We start from the raw sequence: 17,434 nt of genomic DNA on the forward strand, positions 1-17,434 counted from the left end.
ATCTAATCTAGTTATGTACCTAAAATATGTAGAAATCCCCTTTTTTGTGTATGTCACCTATTCACTAAGAAGATTGTTTGGTTAGTGTGTCTTTTTGCCTTTGCTCAACAAGGCGATCTAAAGAAACATATACAATACCTGCAACTACACATCCTACAGCTAAAATTGTAAATAGAAGGTGACCAAGTAACCGATCTAATAAAAAACCTCCCAAAAGTGGGCCAAATGCGCTTCCTGTAATCCACTGCAAACTTGCAGCTCCCATATAAGTCCCTCTCAAATGCTCAGGGGCCAAATTTGCTACAAATGTCATCTGTACAGGCGACATAATCATTTCACCTAACGTATATATAGCATAAACGAACAGTAGTGTTATTAAAATAATTGTAGCATTTGTATTAAATTCTCCAAACCACTTCGGTAACCACCCTATAAAAAATAATCCAATCCCGAATAAACATGCACCATATAACATCGTCTTCCCAACTGGTTTATCCGTAGCCCATTTTGAAATTTGAAACTGGAATAAAACAACTAATAGTCCGTTTAACGCCATTAAATATGGATATGGATTATTCGTTCCAAAAATACGCTTCATTTCATTATCAAAATGTAGTGGCAGCATGCCTTCCGTTTGAGAAAACCCCATCGAAATGATAATACCTGCTAATAAGTAAATCATTAATGCCTTATCTCGCATTACAATTTTCCAAACTGCCCCAGATTCCTTTTCTTTATGTTCTTCCTTATCTATGCTCTTTGGCATCGTCTCTTGAATAAGAAGTAATACAAGTAACGCATAAAATAGCATTGTAGAAGAGGCAATAATAAACACAAGATTCTTTGACAACACAACTACTGATGCTCCCATTATCGGACCAATCGCAGCACCTATATTGTGTCCCATTCGTAATAAACCATATGCCTCTGTTCTTTTTTCTGGTGCCGTTACATCCGCGACCATAGCTGATGCAGCTGGATGAAATAAAGAATTACTCAACCCTAAAAAAATAGATAAAATTGCATATGGAATAAATCCTTCTATAAATAGAAAACCGAGCATTAATAATGCATTACTTGCCATAGAAAATATCATAATAGGCTTTCTTCCATATATGTCAGCAATTCTCCCTCCTATAAGTGATCCAAAGCTTGCAGCAATTGGAGAAAGCGCCATAATAACCCCAACTTCCAACAACGAATCTACCTTATCTTTTAAATATAATGCAAAAAAAGGCATTAACATCATCATTGCAATTCCATTTAACGTCTCTCCAATAAATCGAATCCATACGTTACGGTCCATCTCCCTTAACTCACGCCACGTATTTTTCATCATTCCACCCCTTTAGTTAGCCAACAATTATCTTATAACAAGTTCAGAAAAATGTAAATTTTCAAATAAAAAATCCATTCTAACAGAATTAGAATGGATTTTTTCGCTTATAAATTTGCAACATCTTCTTCTTTTTTACTATTATTTAAAGCACTATGTTTTCGGCTATATAAGAAGTAAACCGCTATACCAATAACCATCCATATCCCAAAACTAATCCACGCTGTCCCTGATAACTGAAGCATTAAGTATAAACAGAAAATCACTGTTAATGCTGGTAAAAATGGTACAAGCGGAGCCTTAAATGCCCTTGGTAAGTCTGGATGAGTTCTTCTCATTACGATTACCGCAACAGCTACAAGTGCAAATGCTGACAATGTCCCCATATTTACAAGATGTGCTAAAACATTTAAATCTATTAATCCTGAAATCAGTGCCGCAATAATCCCCGTTGTCCATGTATTTAAAAATGGCGTTTTAAATTTCGGATGAACTTTAGCAAGACGCTTCGGCAGTAAACCATCTCGGCTCATCGCATAAGAAACACGAACTTGCCCATACATCATAACTAGCATTACTGTTGTAATTCCTGTAATTGCTCCTACTGAAATTACCCCCGCTAAACCATCTTGTCCAATAAATTGAAGTGCAAAAGCAACTGGATCTGATATATTTAGCTGGCCGTATGGAACAATCCCTGTCAAAATAAGCGAAACAACGATATAAAGAACTGTACAAATTAATAACGATGCAATAATACCAATTGGTAAATCACGTTGCGGACGTTTCACTTCTTCTGCCGCTGTTGAAACTGCATCAAATCCTATAAATGCGAAGAATACTGTAGCCGCTCCAGCCATTACACCATCTAAACCAAATGGCATAAAGGGCGTCCAGTTTTCAGGTTTCACATAATTAAAACCAGCAAAGATAAAAATAAGAACAACTGCTATTTTAATAAATACCATAATGTTATTTACTCGTGCACTTTCACGAACACCCCTAGATAAAAGAACTGTCATCACTAAAATAATTAGAACTGCAGGTAAATCAATTATTCCACCCTTTCCTGTACCAGGAGCCGAGGAGAGAATAGTCGGAATGTGAATTCCAAACCCCTTTAATAAAGATTGAAAATATGCAGACCAACCGTTTGCTACAGCAGATGTAGCAAGTAAATATTCAAGCATTAAGTCCCAGCCAATTAAAAATGCGAACACTTCCCCCATCGTCGCGTATGTATACGTATACACACTGCCCGAGACAGGAACTGAAGAAGCAAATTCAGCATAACAAAATGCAGCAAAGGCACAAGCTAACGCGGCAATCGCAAATGATAATATAATAGCTGGCCCAGAATGTTTCGCTGCCACAACACCCGTTAGAACAAAAATACCAGTTCCAACAATTGCTCCGATTCCAAGCATAGTTAAATCTAGCGCACCCAATGTTCTTGCTAACGTTTTTTGCTTACTTTCATGCATTAACTTTGCAATTGGCTTCTTTTGAAAAATTTGCTTCATCTTTCACTCCTCCAAGTTTTAAATTTTCTGAAAATTTTTAATTCGCTTTTTTATTTTACTCATTACGCTTTTCCTAGTCAATACTTTTGTCGAAACAAGTAGAAATTCTTCTGAATATGCACGATCCTTATTATTCTTTCTATATATCTTTCCATTATTTTTTTGGTATTATTATACATGTCGATTCCGTGAAAAAGGCATGCCCCCCTTATTGAGAGCATGCCTTTTTTACTTATTTCACAGTATATGAACCTTGTTCAATCCAGCTATACATATACTTTTCATCTTCTGTTTCATGTGCTTGTTTTACAATACGAAGCGGACGGAATGTGTCTATCATAACAGCTAATTCAAGCGTCTCTTTCTTCCCTATACTTGCCTCTGTTTTCCCCGGATGCGGTCCATGGGGAATCCCGCTCGGATGAAGTGTAATAGAACCTTCTTCCACACCTTTGCGACTCATAAAGTTTCCTTCTACATAGTAAAGAACTTCATCACTATTAACATTACTATGATAATATGGTGCTGGAATTGACTCTGGATGATAATCGTATAAACGTGGTACGAAAGAGCAAATAACAAAATTATGCCCTTCAAATGTTTGATGTACTGGCGGTGGCTGATGAATGCGCCCTGTAATTGGTTCAAAATCCTCTACATTAAATACCCACGGATATAAATAGCCATCCCATCCAACAACATCTAACGGGTGGTGTCCTAAAACATGTTTATGCATATAGCCTCTTGATTTTGTCATTACGACAAACTCGCCTTTTTCATCATATGTCTCTAATTTTTCTGGACCACGAAGATCTCTTTCACAAAACGGACTATGCTCTAACAATTGTCCGTATTCATTTCGATAACGACGCGGCGTTGTAATTTGGCTATTTGCCTCTACAACAAGAAACTTAGTCTCTCCTTCATCTGGAATAACACGATAAATCGTTCCAATTGGAATCGTTACATAGTCGCCTTTTCTATAGTGAATCGTTCCAAACATCGTTTCAATTTTCCCTGTTCCATAATGAACAAATAACATTTCATCGCCATCACCATTACGATAGAAATAATCCATTTTTTCTGTTGGACTCACTACTCCAATTAACAAATCTTCATTTCCAAGTATGAAATTACGTCCACTTATTGCATCACCACTTTTTTTACTTTCTTTCGTTCGAAAGTGGCGATGAGAAAGAGCAACATCCTCTTCATACTGCAACTGACAAGAATGCGATAATGCAGAATGACCTACTTCTGTTGGCATATAATGATGATACAAAATAGACTGCGTACCAGAAAAACCTTTTGTTCCCATTACCTGTTCACGATAAAGCGACCCATCTTTTTTACGAAATTGTACATGTCGTTTATGAGGTAGTTCTCCCATGTGACGATAAAACATGCCCATCACCCGCTTCCTTTTCTTTTTTGATCGTATTACGTAGTGTACCTAAACCAGTAATCGACAGTTCTACAACATCTCCATCTTGTAGCCACTCTTCTGTACCCAGTTCTAAAATACATCCTGTTCCTACTGTCCCAGAACCAATCACATCTCCTGGATATAACGTAACGTCCTCTGAAGCACGTTCAATCATTTCAGCAAATGTATAGTAAATATCTTGGAAGTTTCCTTTTGATAATAGTTTTCCATTTACATGAGCAGTCATTTCTAAATTATATCGATCACCATTACGATAAACGTCTAATTCCTCTTTCGTAACGAGATGTGCTCCTAAAGAAGTTGCAAAGTCTTTTCCTTTCGCTGGACCGAGACCTACTTTCATTTCTGTTGCTTGTAAGTCTCTCGCACTCCAATCGTTCATAATACAATAACCAAAAATATATTCCTCTGCTTGCTCACGAGAAATATTTCGCCCTTCTTTTCCTATTACGCAAGCAATCTCCAACTCATAATCAAGCTTTTTAGACTTTTTCGGACCAATTACAAAATCACCGGAACCAATTACAGCACGATGATTAGTAAAATAAAAAACCGGAATATCATACCATTCAGGCACAACATCTAATCCTCTTCGTCCACGAGCTGTTTTTACATGTTGTTCAAATGCGTAAAAATCTCGAATACTACTCGGATTAGGAAGAGCAGCTGTCAATTGTACTTCTTCTAAAGCATATATACCCTTATTTGGATTCTTAATATTCCGCACTACTTCTACATACTCATCCGCTTTCTCTAAAAAATCTATCATAGAAGAAGGGATTTTCCCTTCACTAGCAAGATTCATATCTATTACTTTGTCACCTTCAAGCCATCCAGCCCGTAGTTCTTTTGAAGGAAGACGAAATGTAACAAATTTCATCCTGATTCCTCCTTATAAAAATGAAATTTCCACCAGCAAAGGGACTTTTGCTGGTGGATACAAATCTTATAAGTTTCCGCGACGCTCTTGTTCTCTTTCAATTGATTCGAATAACGCTTTAAAGTTTCCTTCACCAAATCCACGAGAACCTTTACGTTGAATGATTTCAATAAATAAAGTCGGACGATCTACAATTGGTTTCGTAAAGATTTGTAGTAAGTAACCTTCATCATCACGATCTACTAAGATCTTTAATTCTTTTAACTTATCAATTTCTTCATCGATTTTTCCAACTCGTGCAGTTAGCTCATCGTAATAAGTATCAGGTGTATCTAAAAACTCCACCCCATTTGCACGAAGCGCTTCAACTGTTTTAACAATATCACTTGTTAATAAAGCAAGATGTTGTACACCAGCTCCATTATAGAATTCTAGATACTCTTGAATTTGTGACTTTCTCTTTCCGTCTGCTGGTTCGTTAATAGGAAACTTAATACGACTTCCATTCGTCATAACTTTTGACATTAACGCCGAATACTCTGTACTAATATCGTCATCATCAAAATGAATCATTTGTTTAAAGCCCATAACATTCTCGTAATAACTAACCCACTCTTCCATTTTTTCAACATTACCAACTACATGATCAACAGCAATTAAACCAGACTCCTCAAATGGAATATTAAATTCTACCTTTTGGAATCCTGGCATAAATGCCCCTTTATAATTTTTACGCTCTACAAGCGTATGAATTGTATCACCATACGTACCAATAACTGCTTTTTTCAATGTACCGTCCTCATCTGTTAATTCCTGCGGTGGAGCAATTGCGACGGCACCACGTTTCACTGCTTCTGAGTATGCTTTATCAACATCATCAACAAGTAGTGCCACATCCTTCACGCCATCACCATGAGTCTTTACAAACTCTGCAATACGATTTTCACTACTTAAAGCTCCAGACACAACGAAACGCATATTTTTTTGCACAAGAACATAAGATACCTTTTCACGGTTTCCAGTTTCTAATCCAGAGTAAGCTACAATTTTGAATCCGAACGCTCTCGCAAGATAATAACTCGATTGCTTTGCATTCCCTACGTAAAATTCCAAATGATCTACATCACGTACTGGAAAAAAGTCCTCCATTTGTGCAGCTAGCGTATCCATAGATTTTTGTTTCATAATATCTTCATCCCCCTGTAAATAGATTAAATGGTCCATACTTAAAACCAACCGAAAACGCTTCCAACATTAATTAATAGAAATTAGTTAGCAAGCTAACAAATTCTGACCTTTAAAATTTTCTATCTTTTCTGTCAAATTCCTCTTTTTTTCTTACATATAAAATTCGACTTTTTTCTCTTTGAAATAAAGCGGGATTTTATTCAGTGGCTTTTTGATTATTCGTTGAATCAAGTTTCAACCGCAGCGTTTAATTAGCCATGAATGCTGGATAATGAGGTAACTTTAATACTTGAGGGTATATAAGAAGAATATAAAAAAGACTCCAACATATTAACTACTTACTAATACGTTAGAGTCTTTATTTTTTTTGAATGATTGTATTTATATATCTCATACTAATACATTTGCAAGGAATAGAATAAATGATGTTAATATTACCGCTCCACCTAAGGATCCTAATAAATCTGTTTTTGTTACTTGAAACACTTGTTCACTGTTCATATCCCTCATTCTCCTTCCTTTTTTGTTTAATTTAAAACTTCTATTATACTAATACACTTGATAGAAATACGATTAACGCTGTTAATACTACTGCTCCACTTGCTGATCCTACGAAGTCACCTTTTGTTACTTGTAATACTTGCTCTTTCATATCTTTCATTCTCCTCTCTTTTTCTTTTATTACAAAACTTCTATTATACTAATACGCTTGATAGAAATACGATTAACGCTGTTAATACTACTGCTCCACCTGCTGATCCTACGAAGTCACCTTTTGTTACTTGTAATACTTGCTCTTTCATATCATTTATCCTCCCTTTTTATAAGTTATCTATATGTAATTTCTAAGAAATGTTTATTTCATAGTTTTTATGTTAACGTTACATTAAATTTGATAACGTAACGTTTGTAACATTCGTGTAACATTACAGTCATAAAGTGAAATGTAGTCATATTCCTCTCTATTTTTGTTACAAATTGTTTATTTAGTGCCACTAAACCTATCTAATCTTTACTTACTTTTAATATGAGATAAAATACCGTCTTTCCAAGATAAGTTTATATGTTTCCTCTATATAACTATGTATAATAAAAACAAAGAGGTGGTCATTTTGAAATTAATCGCATTAGATATGGATGGTACACTACTATCATCTAATCTTGAAATCTCCAAAGAAAACCTACAAGCAATCCAAACTGCACAAGAAGCCGGTCATATTGTAATGATCTGTTCTGGTCGTGCGAAAGAGGATGCTTTAAAGCTATTGGAAGAATATAAATTATCTCTTCCAGTCGGAGCAAGCAATGGGGCTATTGTTTATGTGGATGGAAAAGTAATTAACTCGCGTTGTATACAAAACGACAAAGTGTACAAACTTGCAAAATTACTAGAATCTGAAGGTTTCCCATATAAGCTATATACAAATAAAGGAGTTTATTCTCCATATACATGGCAGGATCAAGTGATGCAAGCATTCGAAGAAAATAAGCATGCGCTTGATGTTACATTAGAGGAACTTGAACGAATTACAGAAAAGCAAAAGAAATCGAACCTAATTACTGATTTCAAAAAAATAGAAGATGTTGTAAATAACCAAGAACTAGAAATATCTAAATTCTTCATTTTAACGTTTAATGCAGCGCATCGCGCACAGCTATTAAGTATATTACAAGAGGATGCTGATATTATGGTTACAGCATCGGCTCCTACTAACTTAGAAATTATGGATAAGAATGGACATAAAGGAAACGGGATACAGCAGATGGCAGCTCATTTTAATATCCCTATTGAAGATACAGTTGCTATTGGTGATAATTTTAATGATGTACCGATGTTAGAAGTAGCGGGTTTATCTGTTGCAATGGGCAACGCTGAAGAAGATGTAAAAAGGCTATGTGATGTTGTAACACTAACAAACAATGAACATGGTGTTGCTCATGCAATCGAGCAATTTGTATTGAAACAAACTTCATCTAGTAAATAAAAAAAGGACTCTTTCAATTTAAAATGTACCCTATAGAATAGACACTTGAAAAAAGTCTATTCTATAGGGTATTTCTTGTATAATAAAAGGAAAATTGGGATCGGAGAATGTTGAAAATGACAAAAAAACTATTTACAGAAAGAGAAATTCAAATTCTATCAAATAACCTATACGTAAAATCTGTAAGTCAGAAAGGTATCACTTATACAGAGGAATTTAAGCATATTTTTATTGAGGAAAATGAAAAAGGAAAGCTACCTCGAAATATTTTTGAAGAATGTGGTTTTGATATAGATATGATTGGAATGAAACGAGTTATGTCATCGGGAAGTAGATGGCGTGCTGCTTATAGAAAAAATGGTGTATTGGGTTTAAGGGATACACGTATCGAAAACGCTGGAAGAACTCTTGAGAGAGAGCTTACGTTAGAAGAAAAGTATGCCCGTTTAGAAGCCGAACGAAACTTACTAAAGGCGGAAAACGAATTGCTAAAAAAAATCAAACTTATGGAAGGGAGGATGAGAAGGAAATAACACTACCACCTAGTCAGAAATTCATCTTGATTCGTTCTGTCATCATGAAATACAACTTAAGGAATATGGTCAGTCATTTGTGTAAAGTAGCTGGTGTATCCCGTTCGGGATACTATAATTACTTTTCAGTTTCATCTCAAGAACAACGGAAACAAAAGAGTGATCGAGATGAAATCTTGAAGGAAACCATATTAAAAGCACTTCGATTTAGAAATAGAAACAAAGGGGCTCGTCAGATAAAGATGACATTGGCGGGTCAGTTTCAAGTTGTCTACAATTTAAAGCGTATCCGTAGAATTATGAAGAAATACGAGATTATCTGTCCGGTTCGCAAAGCGAATCCTTATAAAAGAATGCTTAAAGCTACAAAAGAACATCGAATAGTACCAAATCAATTAAATCGGGAATTTAAACAAAATACCCCAGGGAAAACACTTCTTACAGATATCACCTATTTAGTTTACGGTAAGAATCAAAGGGCCTATTTATCTACAATTTTAGACGGCTCAACTAATGAAATTTTAGCTTACCATGTTTCAGAACAGATGACATTAGAGCTCGTAACGACAACTCTCCATAAACTAAAAAGGAATCCGCGGATTCGATTGACTGAAGGTGCTTATATTCATTCAGATCAAGGATCCCACTACACAAGCCCTACCTATCAAAAGCTAGTTAAAAAGCTAAACCTAGGACAATCCATGTCAAGAAGAGGAAACTGTTGGGATAACGCCCCACAAGAATCATTTTTTGGTCATCTGAAAGATGAAGCTCATATAAAACCTTGCGTGTCCTTTAATGAATTGAAACAAGAGATTAAGAAATATATGACGTATTATAATCATTATAGATATCAATGGAATTTAAAAAAGATGACTCCTGTTGGATACAGAAACCATCTTCTTGATGTTGCCTAACTTTTTTCAAAATGTCCTTTACAAAGGGTACAGATTAATTTGAAAGAGTCCTTTTTTATACGTGATGACAAGCAACAAAATGCTCTACACCAACATTACGGAATTCTGGTACTGTTTTTTTACAAACATCCGTTGCAAATGGGCAACGTGTATGAAAACGACAGCCCGAAGGTGGATTTGCTGGACTTGGAATATCCCCTTCTAGTATAATTCGTTCTCGCTTCACTGTTGGATCTGGTATTGGAACAGCTGATAACAATGCTTTCGTATAAGGATGTAGCGGATTGGTAAATAACTCATCACGCGGTGCTGTCTCCACAATCGTACCTAAATACATAATTCCGATTTTCGTACATAAATGTTCTACTACACTTAAATCATGCGAAATGAATAAATAAGATAATCCCCTTTTCTCCTGTAACTCACTAAATAAATTAATAATTTGTGCTTGGATAGATACATCTAGTGCCGCTACAGGTTCATCAGCTACAATGAATTCTGGATTTAATACCATAGCTCTTGCGATTACGATACGCTGACGTTGTCCACCAGAAAACTCATGGGGATACCGGTCAATATGATAAGGAGCTAATCCACATAACTCCAATACTTCAATTACCTTTTCACGCACATTTTCTTTCGTTGCTAATCCGTGGGCCAACATTGGCTCTCCAAGCGCTTCTCCAATTCTCATTCTCGGATTTAATGAGCTAAATGGATCTTGGAAAACGAGTTGCATATTAGGGCGATGTTTTCTTAATTCATCCTTGGATAAAGAATGAACATCTTTTCCTTTAAACTTCACTTCTCCCTCCGTTTTTTGAACGAGGCGTAAAATTGTTTTTCCTATTGTTGTTTTCCCGCTCCCTGATTCACCAACGAGACCAAACACTTCACCTTTATTAATAGTAAAACTTACTCCATCAACTGCTTTTACATGCCCAATTGTTCTACTAAATACGCCACCCTTAATTGGAAAATATGCCTTTAGGTTTTTCACCTCTAATAATGGTTCACTCATTGTTCCGCACGCTCCTCATATAACCAACAAGCTACTTTATGATTTTCATCATTTACATTTAGATTTGGGGCTTCTTTTTCACATATTTCCATACAATGCTCACAACGCCCACTAAAGTAACAAAACTCACCTAAACCAACTAAATTCGGAACTTGCCCTGGAATAGAATATAGTTTATCTATTCGTTTTCCCATTACTGGTTTTGATTTCAATAATCCTTTCGTATAAGGATGTTTTGGATTTTGGAATATCTCTAGTACTGGGGCTTCTTCAATAACTTTCCCGCCATACATAACGACAACATAATCAGCCATTTCCGCTACGACACCTAAGTCATGTGTAATTAATAAAATCGACGTTTTAAATTCTTCTTTCACTTGTCTTAGTAGATCCAATATTTGAGCCTGAATGGTAACATCAAGAGCTGTTGTTGGTTCATCTGCAATTAATAACTTAGGATTACAACTAAGCGCAACAGCAATCATAATACGTTGTAACATCCCACCGCTCAGTTCATGCGGATAAGAATGGACGATTTCATCAGCGCGGGCTATGCCAACTTTACGAATTAACTCAATTGCCTTCTTATATGCTTCATTTTTACTAAGTAATTCATGCTCTCTTAACGTTTCTACAATTTGCTCCCCTACAGTGAAGACGGGGTTTAGCGATGTCATTGGTTCTTGGAAAATCATTGCAATATCATTGCCTCGTAAACTACGAAGTTCTTTCTCTTTCATTCCTAAAAGACTTTTTCCTTCATATAAAATGTCTCCACCCACTACACTACCAGATTCAGCAATAAGCCCCATAATAGATAAAGCTGTTACACTCTTTCCGCAACCTGATTCTCCTACTACACAAACTGTTTCCCCTTCTCGAACCGCAAAGCTAACATGGTTCACAGCCTTTACTGTCCCCTCGTCAGTTTGAAAATGTGTTTGTAAGTCTTTCAGCTCTACTACCGCTTTACTCATATCTTCTCACCTACCGTCTCATCTTTGGATCTAACGCATCACGAAGTGCATCACCAAGTAAATTAATTGATACAACTGTTATAAAGATTGCAAAACCGGGCGGAATCCATAACCATGGACGCTTTTGGAAATCGATTAATGAGTTAGCTGCGCTAATCATGTTCCCCCATGATGGTGTAGGTGGAACGACTCCAAGACCTAAGTAACTTAGTGCGGATTCTCCCAAAATAGAACCTGCAACACCTAATGTGGATACAACAATTAAAATGGGTAAAACATTAGGTATTAAGTGATATATAATTTTCCGGTAATCTTTTATTCCTAACACATCCGCAGCTTGCATAAATGCTTGCTCCCTAAGTGATAAAATTTGCCCTCTTACAAGGCGTGCAAGCCCTGGCCAACCTACTAGACTTAAAATAATCATAATGACATACAAACGATAATCAGACGGTACTTTCCACTCTGATAAAATCGCACCCATTATAATAAGTAGCGGTAATCCTGGCATTGACATTAAAATATCTGCAAGCCGCATAATAATATTGTCCACAATACCACGATAAAAACCTGCAATCGCTCCTAATAAAGCTCCAAGTATAACCGATAAAACCATTGAAGCTAAACCAATGGTTAATGAAATACGTCCCGCTTGCATAAGCCTTGTTAAAATATCTCTTCCTAATTGATCTGTACCAAGCCAATGAGAAACACTAGGTGGTTTGTTAATGAGCGCAACTTGTATTTTCCCTGATGCATATGGAGAAAAGAACGGACCGATAAAACAAAATAAAAACATAAAAATTAATGCATAAAACCCTACAAGTGCCATCTTATTTTTCTTTATCTTTTTAAAAGCTTGTCGCCATGGTGATGATTCGCTTCTGCTCTTTTTTTCTTTTTTTTCTGTAATTACTGTAACAGTCTCCATTTCTTTCCCCCCTTACTTCAACCGAATTCTTGGATCAACAACTGCATATACGATATCTGCTAAAAAGTTTGAAACGATTGTTAAACAAGAAAGAAACATCGTAAATGCCATCAATACTGTATAGTCACGGAAATTTAATGCTTCTAATTGAATATTACCAATCCCTGGCCAGTTAAAAATTTGTTCAATAATAATTGCCCCAGAAAACAATCCCGGTAATTCAAATGCTAATAACGTAATTGCTGGTAATATTGCATTTTTTAATGCATGCTTATAAATAACCGTCTTCTCCTTCAAACCTTTCGCTCTTGCTGTTCGTATGTAATCTTGTCTTACAACCTCTAACATACTTGTTCTAAAATACCGAGTTAGCGAGCCGACCCCATGCCCATCAACTTAAGAATCTAGACTACCCCCAAGTGTAAAAAAACGTTATTCTTTCTAAAAAGCTAACTAGAAAGGATGACGTTTTTTATGAATCTTTCGATTCAAGATGAATTACAACTATTTTCTGAAGAGCTGTGCCGTCATTTAACCCCTTCTTTTTTAGAAGAACTCGCAAAAAAATTAGGTTTTGTAAAAAGAAAACGAAAATTTTCAGGAAGTGAATTAGCTACCATTTGTATTTGGATAAGTCAAAGGACAGCGAGTGATTCCCTCGTTCGATTATGTAGCCAATTACACGCAGCTACAGGTACTCTTATGAGTCCAGAAGGACTTAATAAACGCTTTGATAAAAAAGCTGTTGAATTTCTGAAATATATTTTTTCTATATTATGGAAAGGTAAACTTTGTAAAACATCGGCTATTTCAAGCACGGCGCTTACCCACTTTCAACGTATTCGTATTTTAGATGCGACGATTTTTCAAATCCCAAAACATTTAGCTAGTATATATCCTGGATCCGGTGGTTGCGCACAAACAGCGGGTATCAAGATTCAATTAGAGTATGATTTACATAGCGGTCAATTTTTAAACTTTCAGGTAGGTCCAGGGAAAAATAATGATAAGACCTTTGGAACGGAATGTTTAGATACCTTACGTCCAGGTGACTTGTGCATTCGTGATTTAGGTTATTTTTCATTAGAAGACTTAGATCAAATGGATCAACGAGGTGCCTACTATATATCCAGATTAAAATTAAACCATACTGTTTATATAAAAAATCCGTCTCCAGAATACTTTCGAAACGGAACCGTAAAAAAGCAATCACAGTATATTCAAGTTGATTTAGAACATATCATGAACCATTTAAAACCCGGTCAAACATATGAAATAAAAGAAGCTTACATTGGAAAGAATCAAAAACTATTCACGCGTGTAATTATCTATCGTTTAACAGAAAAACAGATACAGGAACGTAGAAAAAAACAAGCCTATACGGAAAGTAAAAAGGGCATTACGTTTTCAGAAAAGAGTAAACGATTAACGGGTATCAACATATATGTCTCAAATACGCCTGAAGGGATTGTTCCGATGGAACAAATACATGACTTTTACTCCCTTCGCTGGCAAATAGAAATCATTTTTAAAACTTGGAAATCCTTATTTCAAATTCATCATTGGCAAAATATCAAACAAGAGCGATTAGAATGTCATGTGTATGGAAGGCTTATTGCCATTTTTATCTGTTCTTCTACGATGTTTAAGATACGTAAACTTCTGTTGCAAAAGAACAAAAGAGAATTAAGTGAATATAAAGCTATTGGGATGATTCAAGATCATGTATCGCTGTTATATCAAGCGATACAGAGAAACACCCAAGATCTAACAAAGATTTTAATCCGTTTGTTCGACCTCCTACAGAAGAATGGACGGAAATCTCATCGATATGAGAAGAAAACTATCTTTGATATTATGGGTGTTGTCTATGAGTATAATGGGTTTGGAAAACAAAAGAAAGCTGCATAATTTTTAAAATGAAACTCGTTAGAGTTTATTTGGTGTGTGTACTTTTCAATACCAAAAGTACATTACGAGTTTTTTAGTTGCTTTGAACGAAAGTTCATTTTATTTTTGTTCTTAAGTTGATGGGCATGCGAGCCGACCCCAAGAAGTGTTAAAATAAATACTGGTAAAATCATATGTTTTGCAACTTCTATCACGTAAGCAAATCCTGTTGAATTACTGCCAACATCAATCATTCCACCTATCGGTAATAACTTAAAGTCAACCGCAAACACCTTAATTAAAAACAAGCCGATAAAGAATGAAGGAAATGACATTGCTGCAAAAACACCGATTGTTACAAGTTTATCGAATAAAGAATGTTGCTTCGTCGCCGAGAATACACCGATAATAAGTGCAATTAGCCAAATAAAAAACAATGCAATAATTGCTACACTAAAAGAATTCCAAATAAATTTATTTAATAATGACGTTACAGGCTCTTGATATTGAAGCGAGAAGCCAAAGTCCCCTTGCAATGCATTACCTAACCAATGAAAATAACGCTCAACAATTGGTTTGTTCAACCCATATAATTCCCTCAGTTCAGCTGCTCTTTCCGGTGTAATTTTCGGGTTTGAATCAATATAATCCCCAGGAAGAAGTGCGAACAGGACGAAGATAATAATTGATGTACCAAGCAGTGTAGGAATCATTTGTAACAACCTACGAACAATATATGTTTTCACCCTTTTTCTCTCCAATCTTATGCTTAAAATAGAAGAACATTTTTTCAAAGCGGCACATTACTAACCGAATGAAAAAATGTCTTCTACTTATACATTCTTATCGTTATTTTTCAAATGATAATACTGGTAAGTTTGCACTAATACTGTTGTACTTTTCAGGATCAATTCCTTTTATATTCCCGTTATAACCAGTAATTGTTCTACGGTAGTTTAATAGAATTACTGGTGGATCATCACTTAATTCTTTATACAATTCTTTATAAATAGGTTTACGCTTTTCGATATCTACAGTTTCAATACCTTTTTGAATTAGCTCATCTACTTTTGCATTCTTATAACCAAGACTAGTTTCATTTGCAGTAGACAAATATTCACCAGCTGTTTCACTCGGGTCACTTGTAATCGGTGTCGAAACAGAAGCTAAATCATAATCTCCTTTGTTTACCTTAGAAAGCATCGTATTAAAGTCCATAAATTCAGGATTAAACTCTACACCTATTTCTTTATAATTCTCTTTCGCAATCGGAATTAATAAATCACTATCTTTAGCCGAACTTGGACCGAAATAAGAAAGTTTTAATTTTTGACCATCTTTTTCACGAATTCCATCCGAACCAACTTTCCACCCTGCTTCATCTAATAATTTTTTCGCTTTTTCTTTATCGTATTCGTATTTATTAACTCCTTCTTCCGTATAAGCCCAAGAAGTTGGATGAATTGGTACATTGGCTACTGTACCGTATCCTTTTAACGCTGTATCAACATATTTTTTGCGGTCTAATCCGTAAATAAGTGCTTGGCGAACCTTTTTATCCTTTAAGTAAGGCTTATTATTATTCATATAAATATAACTAAATGACGGCGCTGTTTCGATTTGGATATTTGCGAATTCTAAAGCCTTAGCCTGTTCAAGAACCTCATCACCGGTACCTAAGCCAGTATGGTCAACTTCTCCTGTTTGGAATAACTGAAGCTTCGTATCACCAGAAGTAATTTTATAAATAAAGTTTTGAATTTTTGGTTTACCCGCATAATAATTTTCGTTAGCAACAAAACGAACTTCTTGACCTGGAATATACTTTTCAAATTTATATGGACCCGCAGCTAATGGCTTTCCATATAAATCTTTTAAGTAATCTAAGCTTGTATTTTGCTTATAATCTTTTCCATAATAAGCTTTTGATAGTACTGTACCTCCTAAAACAAATATAGCTTGTGAATTCACTTTTTCAGTTGTAATTTTAATTGTTTGTGGATCAACAACTTGAATACCTTCAATTGAAGTTGCTTTTCCTTCTTTATATTCTTTACCACCTTTAACGGCATATTGAGAGATATCTACTTCACCTTCATATGCCTTATCATGTAAAAGCGTCAATGTGAAAGCTACATCATCCGCCGTTAATGGCGATCCATCACTAAATTTCAAATTTTTACGTAAATGGAATGTATATGTTAACTGATCAGAAGAAACGTCCCACTTCTCAGCTAATTCTGGAATTGGTTTCCCTTGTTTATCGGTTGATACGAGAGATGCAAAAATAACTGAAGTTACGTTTCCATCCCAACCATTTTGTTGAAAGTATGGTAAAAATACGCCGCCTGGCTTACTAATACCAACTACTAACGTATCTTTTCTATTCTTCGCTTTGTCTGGCACTTTCGTTTTATCTGTCGCGGCAATCTTTTCAATTTTCACATTTTTTAAATCCTGCTGCTTAACCGGCTCTGTAGAAGCCGTATCCTCCTGTCCCCCACAAGCAGATAACACAAGCGAACTACTCAGTAATACTGAAAATACACCAGCCCATTTTTTTGTCTTTTTCTTCATTGTCCCCACCCTAACTGTTTAATAGTTATACCCTTGAACTTATTAGCTTATGTATGCCTCCCACAGCACATTTATAGCCAATCGGAAAAGTCGGTTTTAATCAGAAAAAAATAGATGTTTTTGAGGGGTAACAATCTTATTCCGACTTTTCCGGTAGACTTTATGGTTATTAGCTTATATCGTTCATTATGTTTTGTCAATTCTTTCTAAATAAATATTTTGAGAATTT

The 17,434-nt window shown here is 35.5% G+C and carries 15 protein-coding genes and 2 pseudogenes; 3 read left to right on the forward strand and 14 right to left on the reverse strand.

Annotation, left to right across the window (positions count from 1 at the left end; genetic code table 11):
• Positions 1-64 precede the first annotated feature (64 nt).
• The 8 genes from QCI79_RS12160 to QCI79_RS12195 all read right to left on the reverse strand — a co-directional run bounded on the left by QCI79_RS12160 (position 65) and on the right by QCI79_RS12195 (position 7,177).
• On the reverse strand, positions 65-1,336 hold the full coding sequence (locus tag QCI79_RS12160) for an MDR family MFS transporter (RefSeq protein WP_000799726.1): 1,272 nt from the start codon (positions 1,334-1,336) through the stop codon (positions 65-67).
• Between the two features lie 107 nt (positions 1,337-1,443).
• Positions 1,444-2,859, reverse strand: coding sequence for a branched-chain amino acid transporter BcaP (gene bcaP / locus QCI79_RS12165; protein WP_000809349.1), 1,416 nt, complete (start codon positions 2,857-2,859; stop codon positions 1,444-1,446).
• Positions 2,860-3,091: 232 nt separating this feature from the next.
• A complete protein-coding gene (locus QCI79_RS12170; RefSeq protein ID WP_013141710.1) occupies positions 3,092-4,264 on the reverse strand; it encodes a homogentisate 1,2-dioxygenase in 1,173 nt (390 codons plus the stop codon).
• Positions 4,230-5,186 carry a fumarylacetoacetate hydrolase family protein gene (locus QCI79_RS12175; RefSeq protein ID WP_000674006.1) on the reverse strand — a complete coding sequence of 319 codons (957 nt, stop codon included), beginning with the start codon at positions 5,184-5,186 and terminating at the stop codon, positions 4,230-4,232. Before QCI79_RS12175 ends, QCI79_RS12170 begins: the two co-directional genes overlap by 35 nt.
• Before the next feature lie 66 nt (positions 5,187-5,252).
• Positions 5,253-6,371 (reverse strand): 4-hydroxyphenylpyruvate dioxygenase, encoded by a 1,119-nt coding sequence (gene hppD / locus QCI79_RS12180; RefSeq protein WP_000810922.1) that lies wholly within the window; start codon positions 6,369-6,371, stop codon positions 5,253-5,255.
• Positions 6,372-6,764: 393 nt separating this feature from the next.
• The gene (locus QCI79_RS12185) at positions 6,765-6,875 is read right to left on the reverse strand and encodes a DUF3948 family protein (protein WP_001083690.1); all 111 of its coding nucleotides are present in this window, start codon (positions 6,873-6,875) and stop codon (positions 6,765-6,767) included.
• A 43-nt stretch (positions 6,876-6,918) separates the two neighbouring features.
• Positions 6,919-7,035 carry a DUF3948 family protein gene (locus tag QCI79_RS12190; protein ID WP_000654250.1) on the reverse strand — a complete coding sequence of 39 codons (117 nt, stop codon included), beginning with the start codon at positions 7,033-7,035 and terminating at the stop codon, positions 6,919-6,921.
• Between the two features lie 34 nt (positions 7,036-7,069).
• Positions 7,070-7,177: a DUF3948 family protein gene (locus QCI79_RS12195; RefSeq protein ID WP_021728551.1), complete on the reverse strand. Its 108-nt coding sequence runs from the start codon at positions 7,175-7,177 to the stop codon at positions 7,070-7,072.
• A 309-nt stretch (positions 7,178-7,486) separates the two neighbouring features.
• Between QCI79_RS12195 and QCI79_RS12200 the strand changes: the two genes are divergently transcribed.
• Entirely contained in the window at positions 7,487-8,359 is an 873-nt protein-coding gene (locus QCI79_RS12200; RefSeq protein WP_021728550.1) for a Cof-type HAD-IIB family hydrolase, read from the forward strand.
• Between the two features lie 107 nt (positions 8,360-8,466).
• Positions 8,467-9,809, forward strand: a protein-coding gene (locus QCI79_RS12205; RefSeq protein ID WP_087942833.1) for an IS3 family transposase whose coding sequence is annotated in 2 segments (ribosomal slippage) — positions 8,467-8,848 and positions 8,848-9,809 — 1,344 coding nt in all. Because the reading frame shifts where the segments join, the coding sequence is not laid out codon by codon here.
• A gap of 55 nt (positions 9,810-9,864) precedes the next feature.
• Here the strand turns inward: QCI79_RS12205 and QCI79_RS12210 are convergent.
• The 4 genes and pseudogenes from QCI79_RS12210 to QCI79_RS12225 all read right to left on the reverse strand — a co-directional run.
• Positions 9,865-10,830: an ABC transporter ATP-binding protein gene (locus tag QCI79_RS12210; protein ID WP_001294486.1), complete on the reverse strand. Its 966-nt coding sequence runs from the start codon at positions 10,828-10,830 to the stop codon at positions 9,865-9,867.
• On the reverse strand, positions 10,827-11,807 hold the full coding sequence (locus tag QCI79_RS12215) for an ABC transporter ATP-binding protein (protein ID WP_000030767.1): 981 nt from the start codon (positions 11,805-11,807) through the stop codon (positions 10,827-10,829). The genes QCI79_RS12210 and QCI79_RS12215 overlap by 4 nt, the downstream gene beginning before the upstream one ends.
• 10 nt (positions 11,808-11,817) lie before the next feature.
• Positions 11,818-12,738, reverse strand: a complete 921-nt coding sequence (gene opp4C / locus QCI79_RS12220) for an oligopeptide ABC transporter permease (protein ID WP_000451080.1) — start codon at positions 12,736-12,738, stop codon at positions 11,818-11,820.
• A gap of 12 nt (positions 12,739-12,750) precedes the next feature.
• Positions 12,751-13,122: pseudogene (locus QCI79_RS12225) on the reverse strand (ABC transporter permease); the annotation flags it as partial.
• Positions 13,123-13,212: 90 nt separating this feature from the next.
• Here QCI79_RS12225 and QCI79_RS12230 point away from each other — a divergent pair.
• A complete protein-coding gene (locus QCI79_RS12230; RefSeq protein ID WP_001053955.1) occupies positions 13,213-14,649 on the forward strand; it encodes an IS4-like element IS231A family transposase in 1,437 nt (478 codons plus the stop codon).
• A gap of 128 nt (positions 14,650-14,777) precedes the next feature.
• Here QCI79_RS12230 and QCI79_RS12235 read toward each other — a convergent pair.
• Positions 14,778-15,374 (reverse strand): annotated as a pseudogene (locus QCI79_RS12235) (ABC transporter permease); the annotation flags it as partial.
• A 103-nt stretch (positions 15,375-15,477) separates the two neighbouring features.
• Complete coding sequence (locus tag QCI79_RS12240; protein ID WP_000730688.1) at positions 15,478-17,205, reverse strand: ABC transporter substrate-binding protein; 1,728 nt, start codon at positions 17,203-17,205, stop codon at positions 15,478-15,480.
• Positions 17,206-17,434 lie beyond the last annotated feature (229 nt).

It is taken from the genome of Bacillus cereus group sp. MG1 (genome assembly GCF_040460035.1).
Taxonomy (GTDB): domain Bacteria; phylum Bacillota; class Bacilli; order Bacillales; family Bacillaceae_G; genus Bacillus_A; species Bacillus_A cereus.

Excerpts from the sequence above, each read along its gene's own strand:
- QCI79_RS12160 (WP_000799726.1), bottom strand. The coding sequence starts at position 1,336 with ATGAAAAATACGTGGCGTGAGTTAAGGGAGATGGACCGTAACGTATGG.
- bcaP (WP_000809349.1), bottom strand. The coding sequence starts at position 2,859 with ATGAAGCAAATTTTTCAAAAGAAGCCAATTGCAAAGTTAATGCATGAA.
- QCI79_RS12170 (WP_013141710.1), bottom strand. The coding sequence starts at position 4,264 with ATGTTTTATCGTCACATGGGAGAACTACCTCATAAACGACATGTACAA.
- QCI79_RS12175 (WP_000674006.1), bottom strand. The coding sequence starts at position 5,186 with ATGAAATTTGTTACATTTCGTCTTCCTTCAAAAGAACTACGGGCTGGA.
- hppD (WP_000810922.1), bottom strand. The coding sequence starts at position 6,371 with ATGAAACAAAAATCTATGGATACGCTAGCTGCACAAATGGAGGACTTT.
- QCI79_RS12185 (WP_001083690.1), bottom strand. The coding sequence starts at position 6,875 with ATGAACAGTGAACAAGTGTTTCAAGTAACAAAAACAGATTTATTAGGA.
- QCI79_RS12190 (WP_000654250.1), bottom strand. The coding sequence starts at position 7,035 with ATGAAAGATATGAAAGAGCAAGTATTACAAGTAACAAAAGGTGACTTC.
- QCI79_RS12195 (WP_021728551.1), bottom strand. The coding sequence starts at position 7,177 with ATGAAAGAGCAAGTATTACAAGTAACAAAAGGTGACTTCGTAGGATCA.
- QCI79_RS12210 (WP_001294486.1), bottom strand. The coding sequence starts at position 10,830 with ATGAGTGAACCATTATTAGAGGTGAAAAACCTAAAGGCATATTTTCCA.
- QCI79_RS12215 (WP_000030767.1), bottom strand. The coding sequence starts at position 11,807 with ATGAGTAAAGCGGTAGTAGAGCTGAAAGACTTACAAACACATTTTCAA.
- opp4C (WP_000451080.1), bottom strand. The coding sequence starts at position 12,738 with ATGGAGACTGTTACAGTAATTACAGAAAAAAAAGAAAAAAAGAGCAGA.
- QCI79_RS12230 (WP_001053955.1), top strand. The coding sequence starts at position 13,213 with ATGAATCTTTCGATTCAAGATGAATTACAACTATTTTCTGAAGAGCTG.
- QCI79_RS12240 (WP_000730688.1), bottom strand. The coding sequence starts at position 17,205 with ATGAAGAAAAAGACAAAAAAATGGGCTGGTGTATTTTCAGTATTACTG.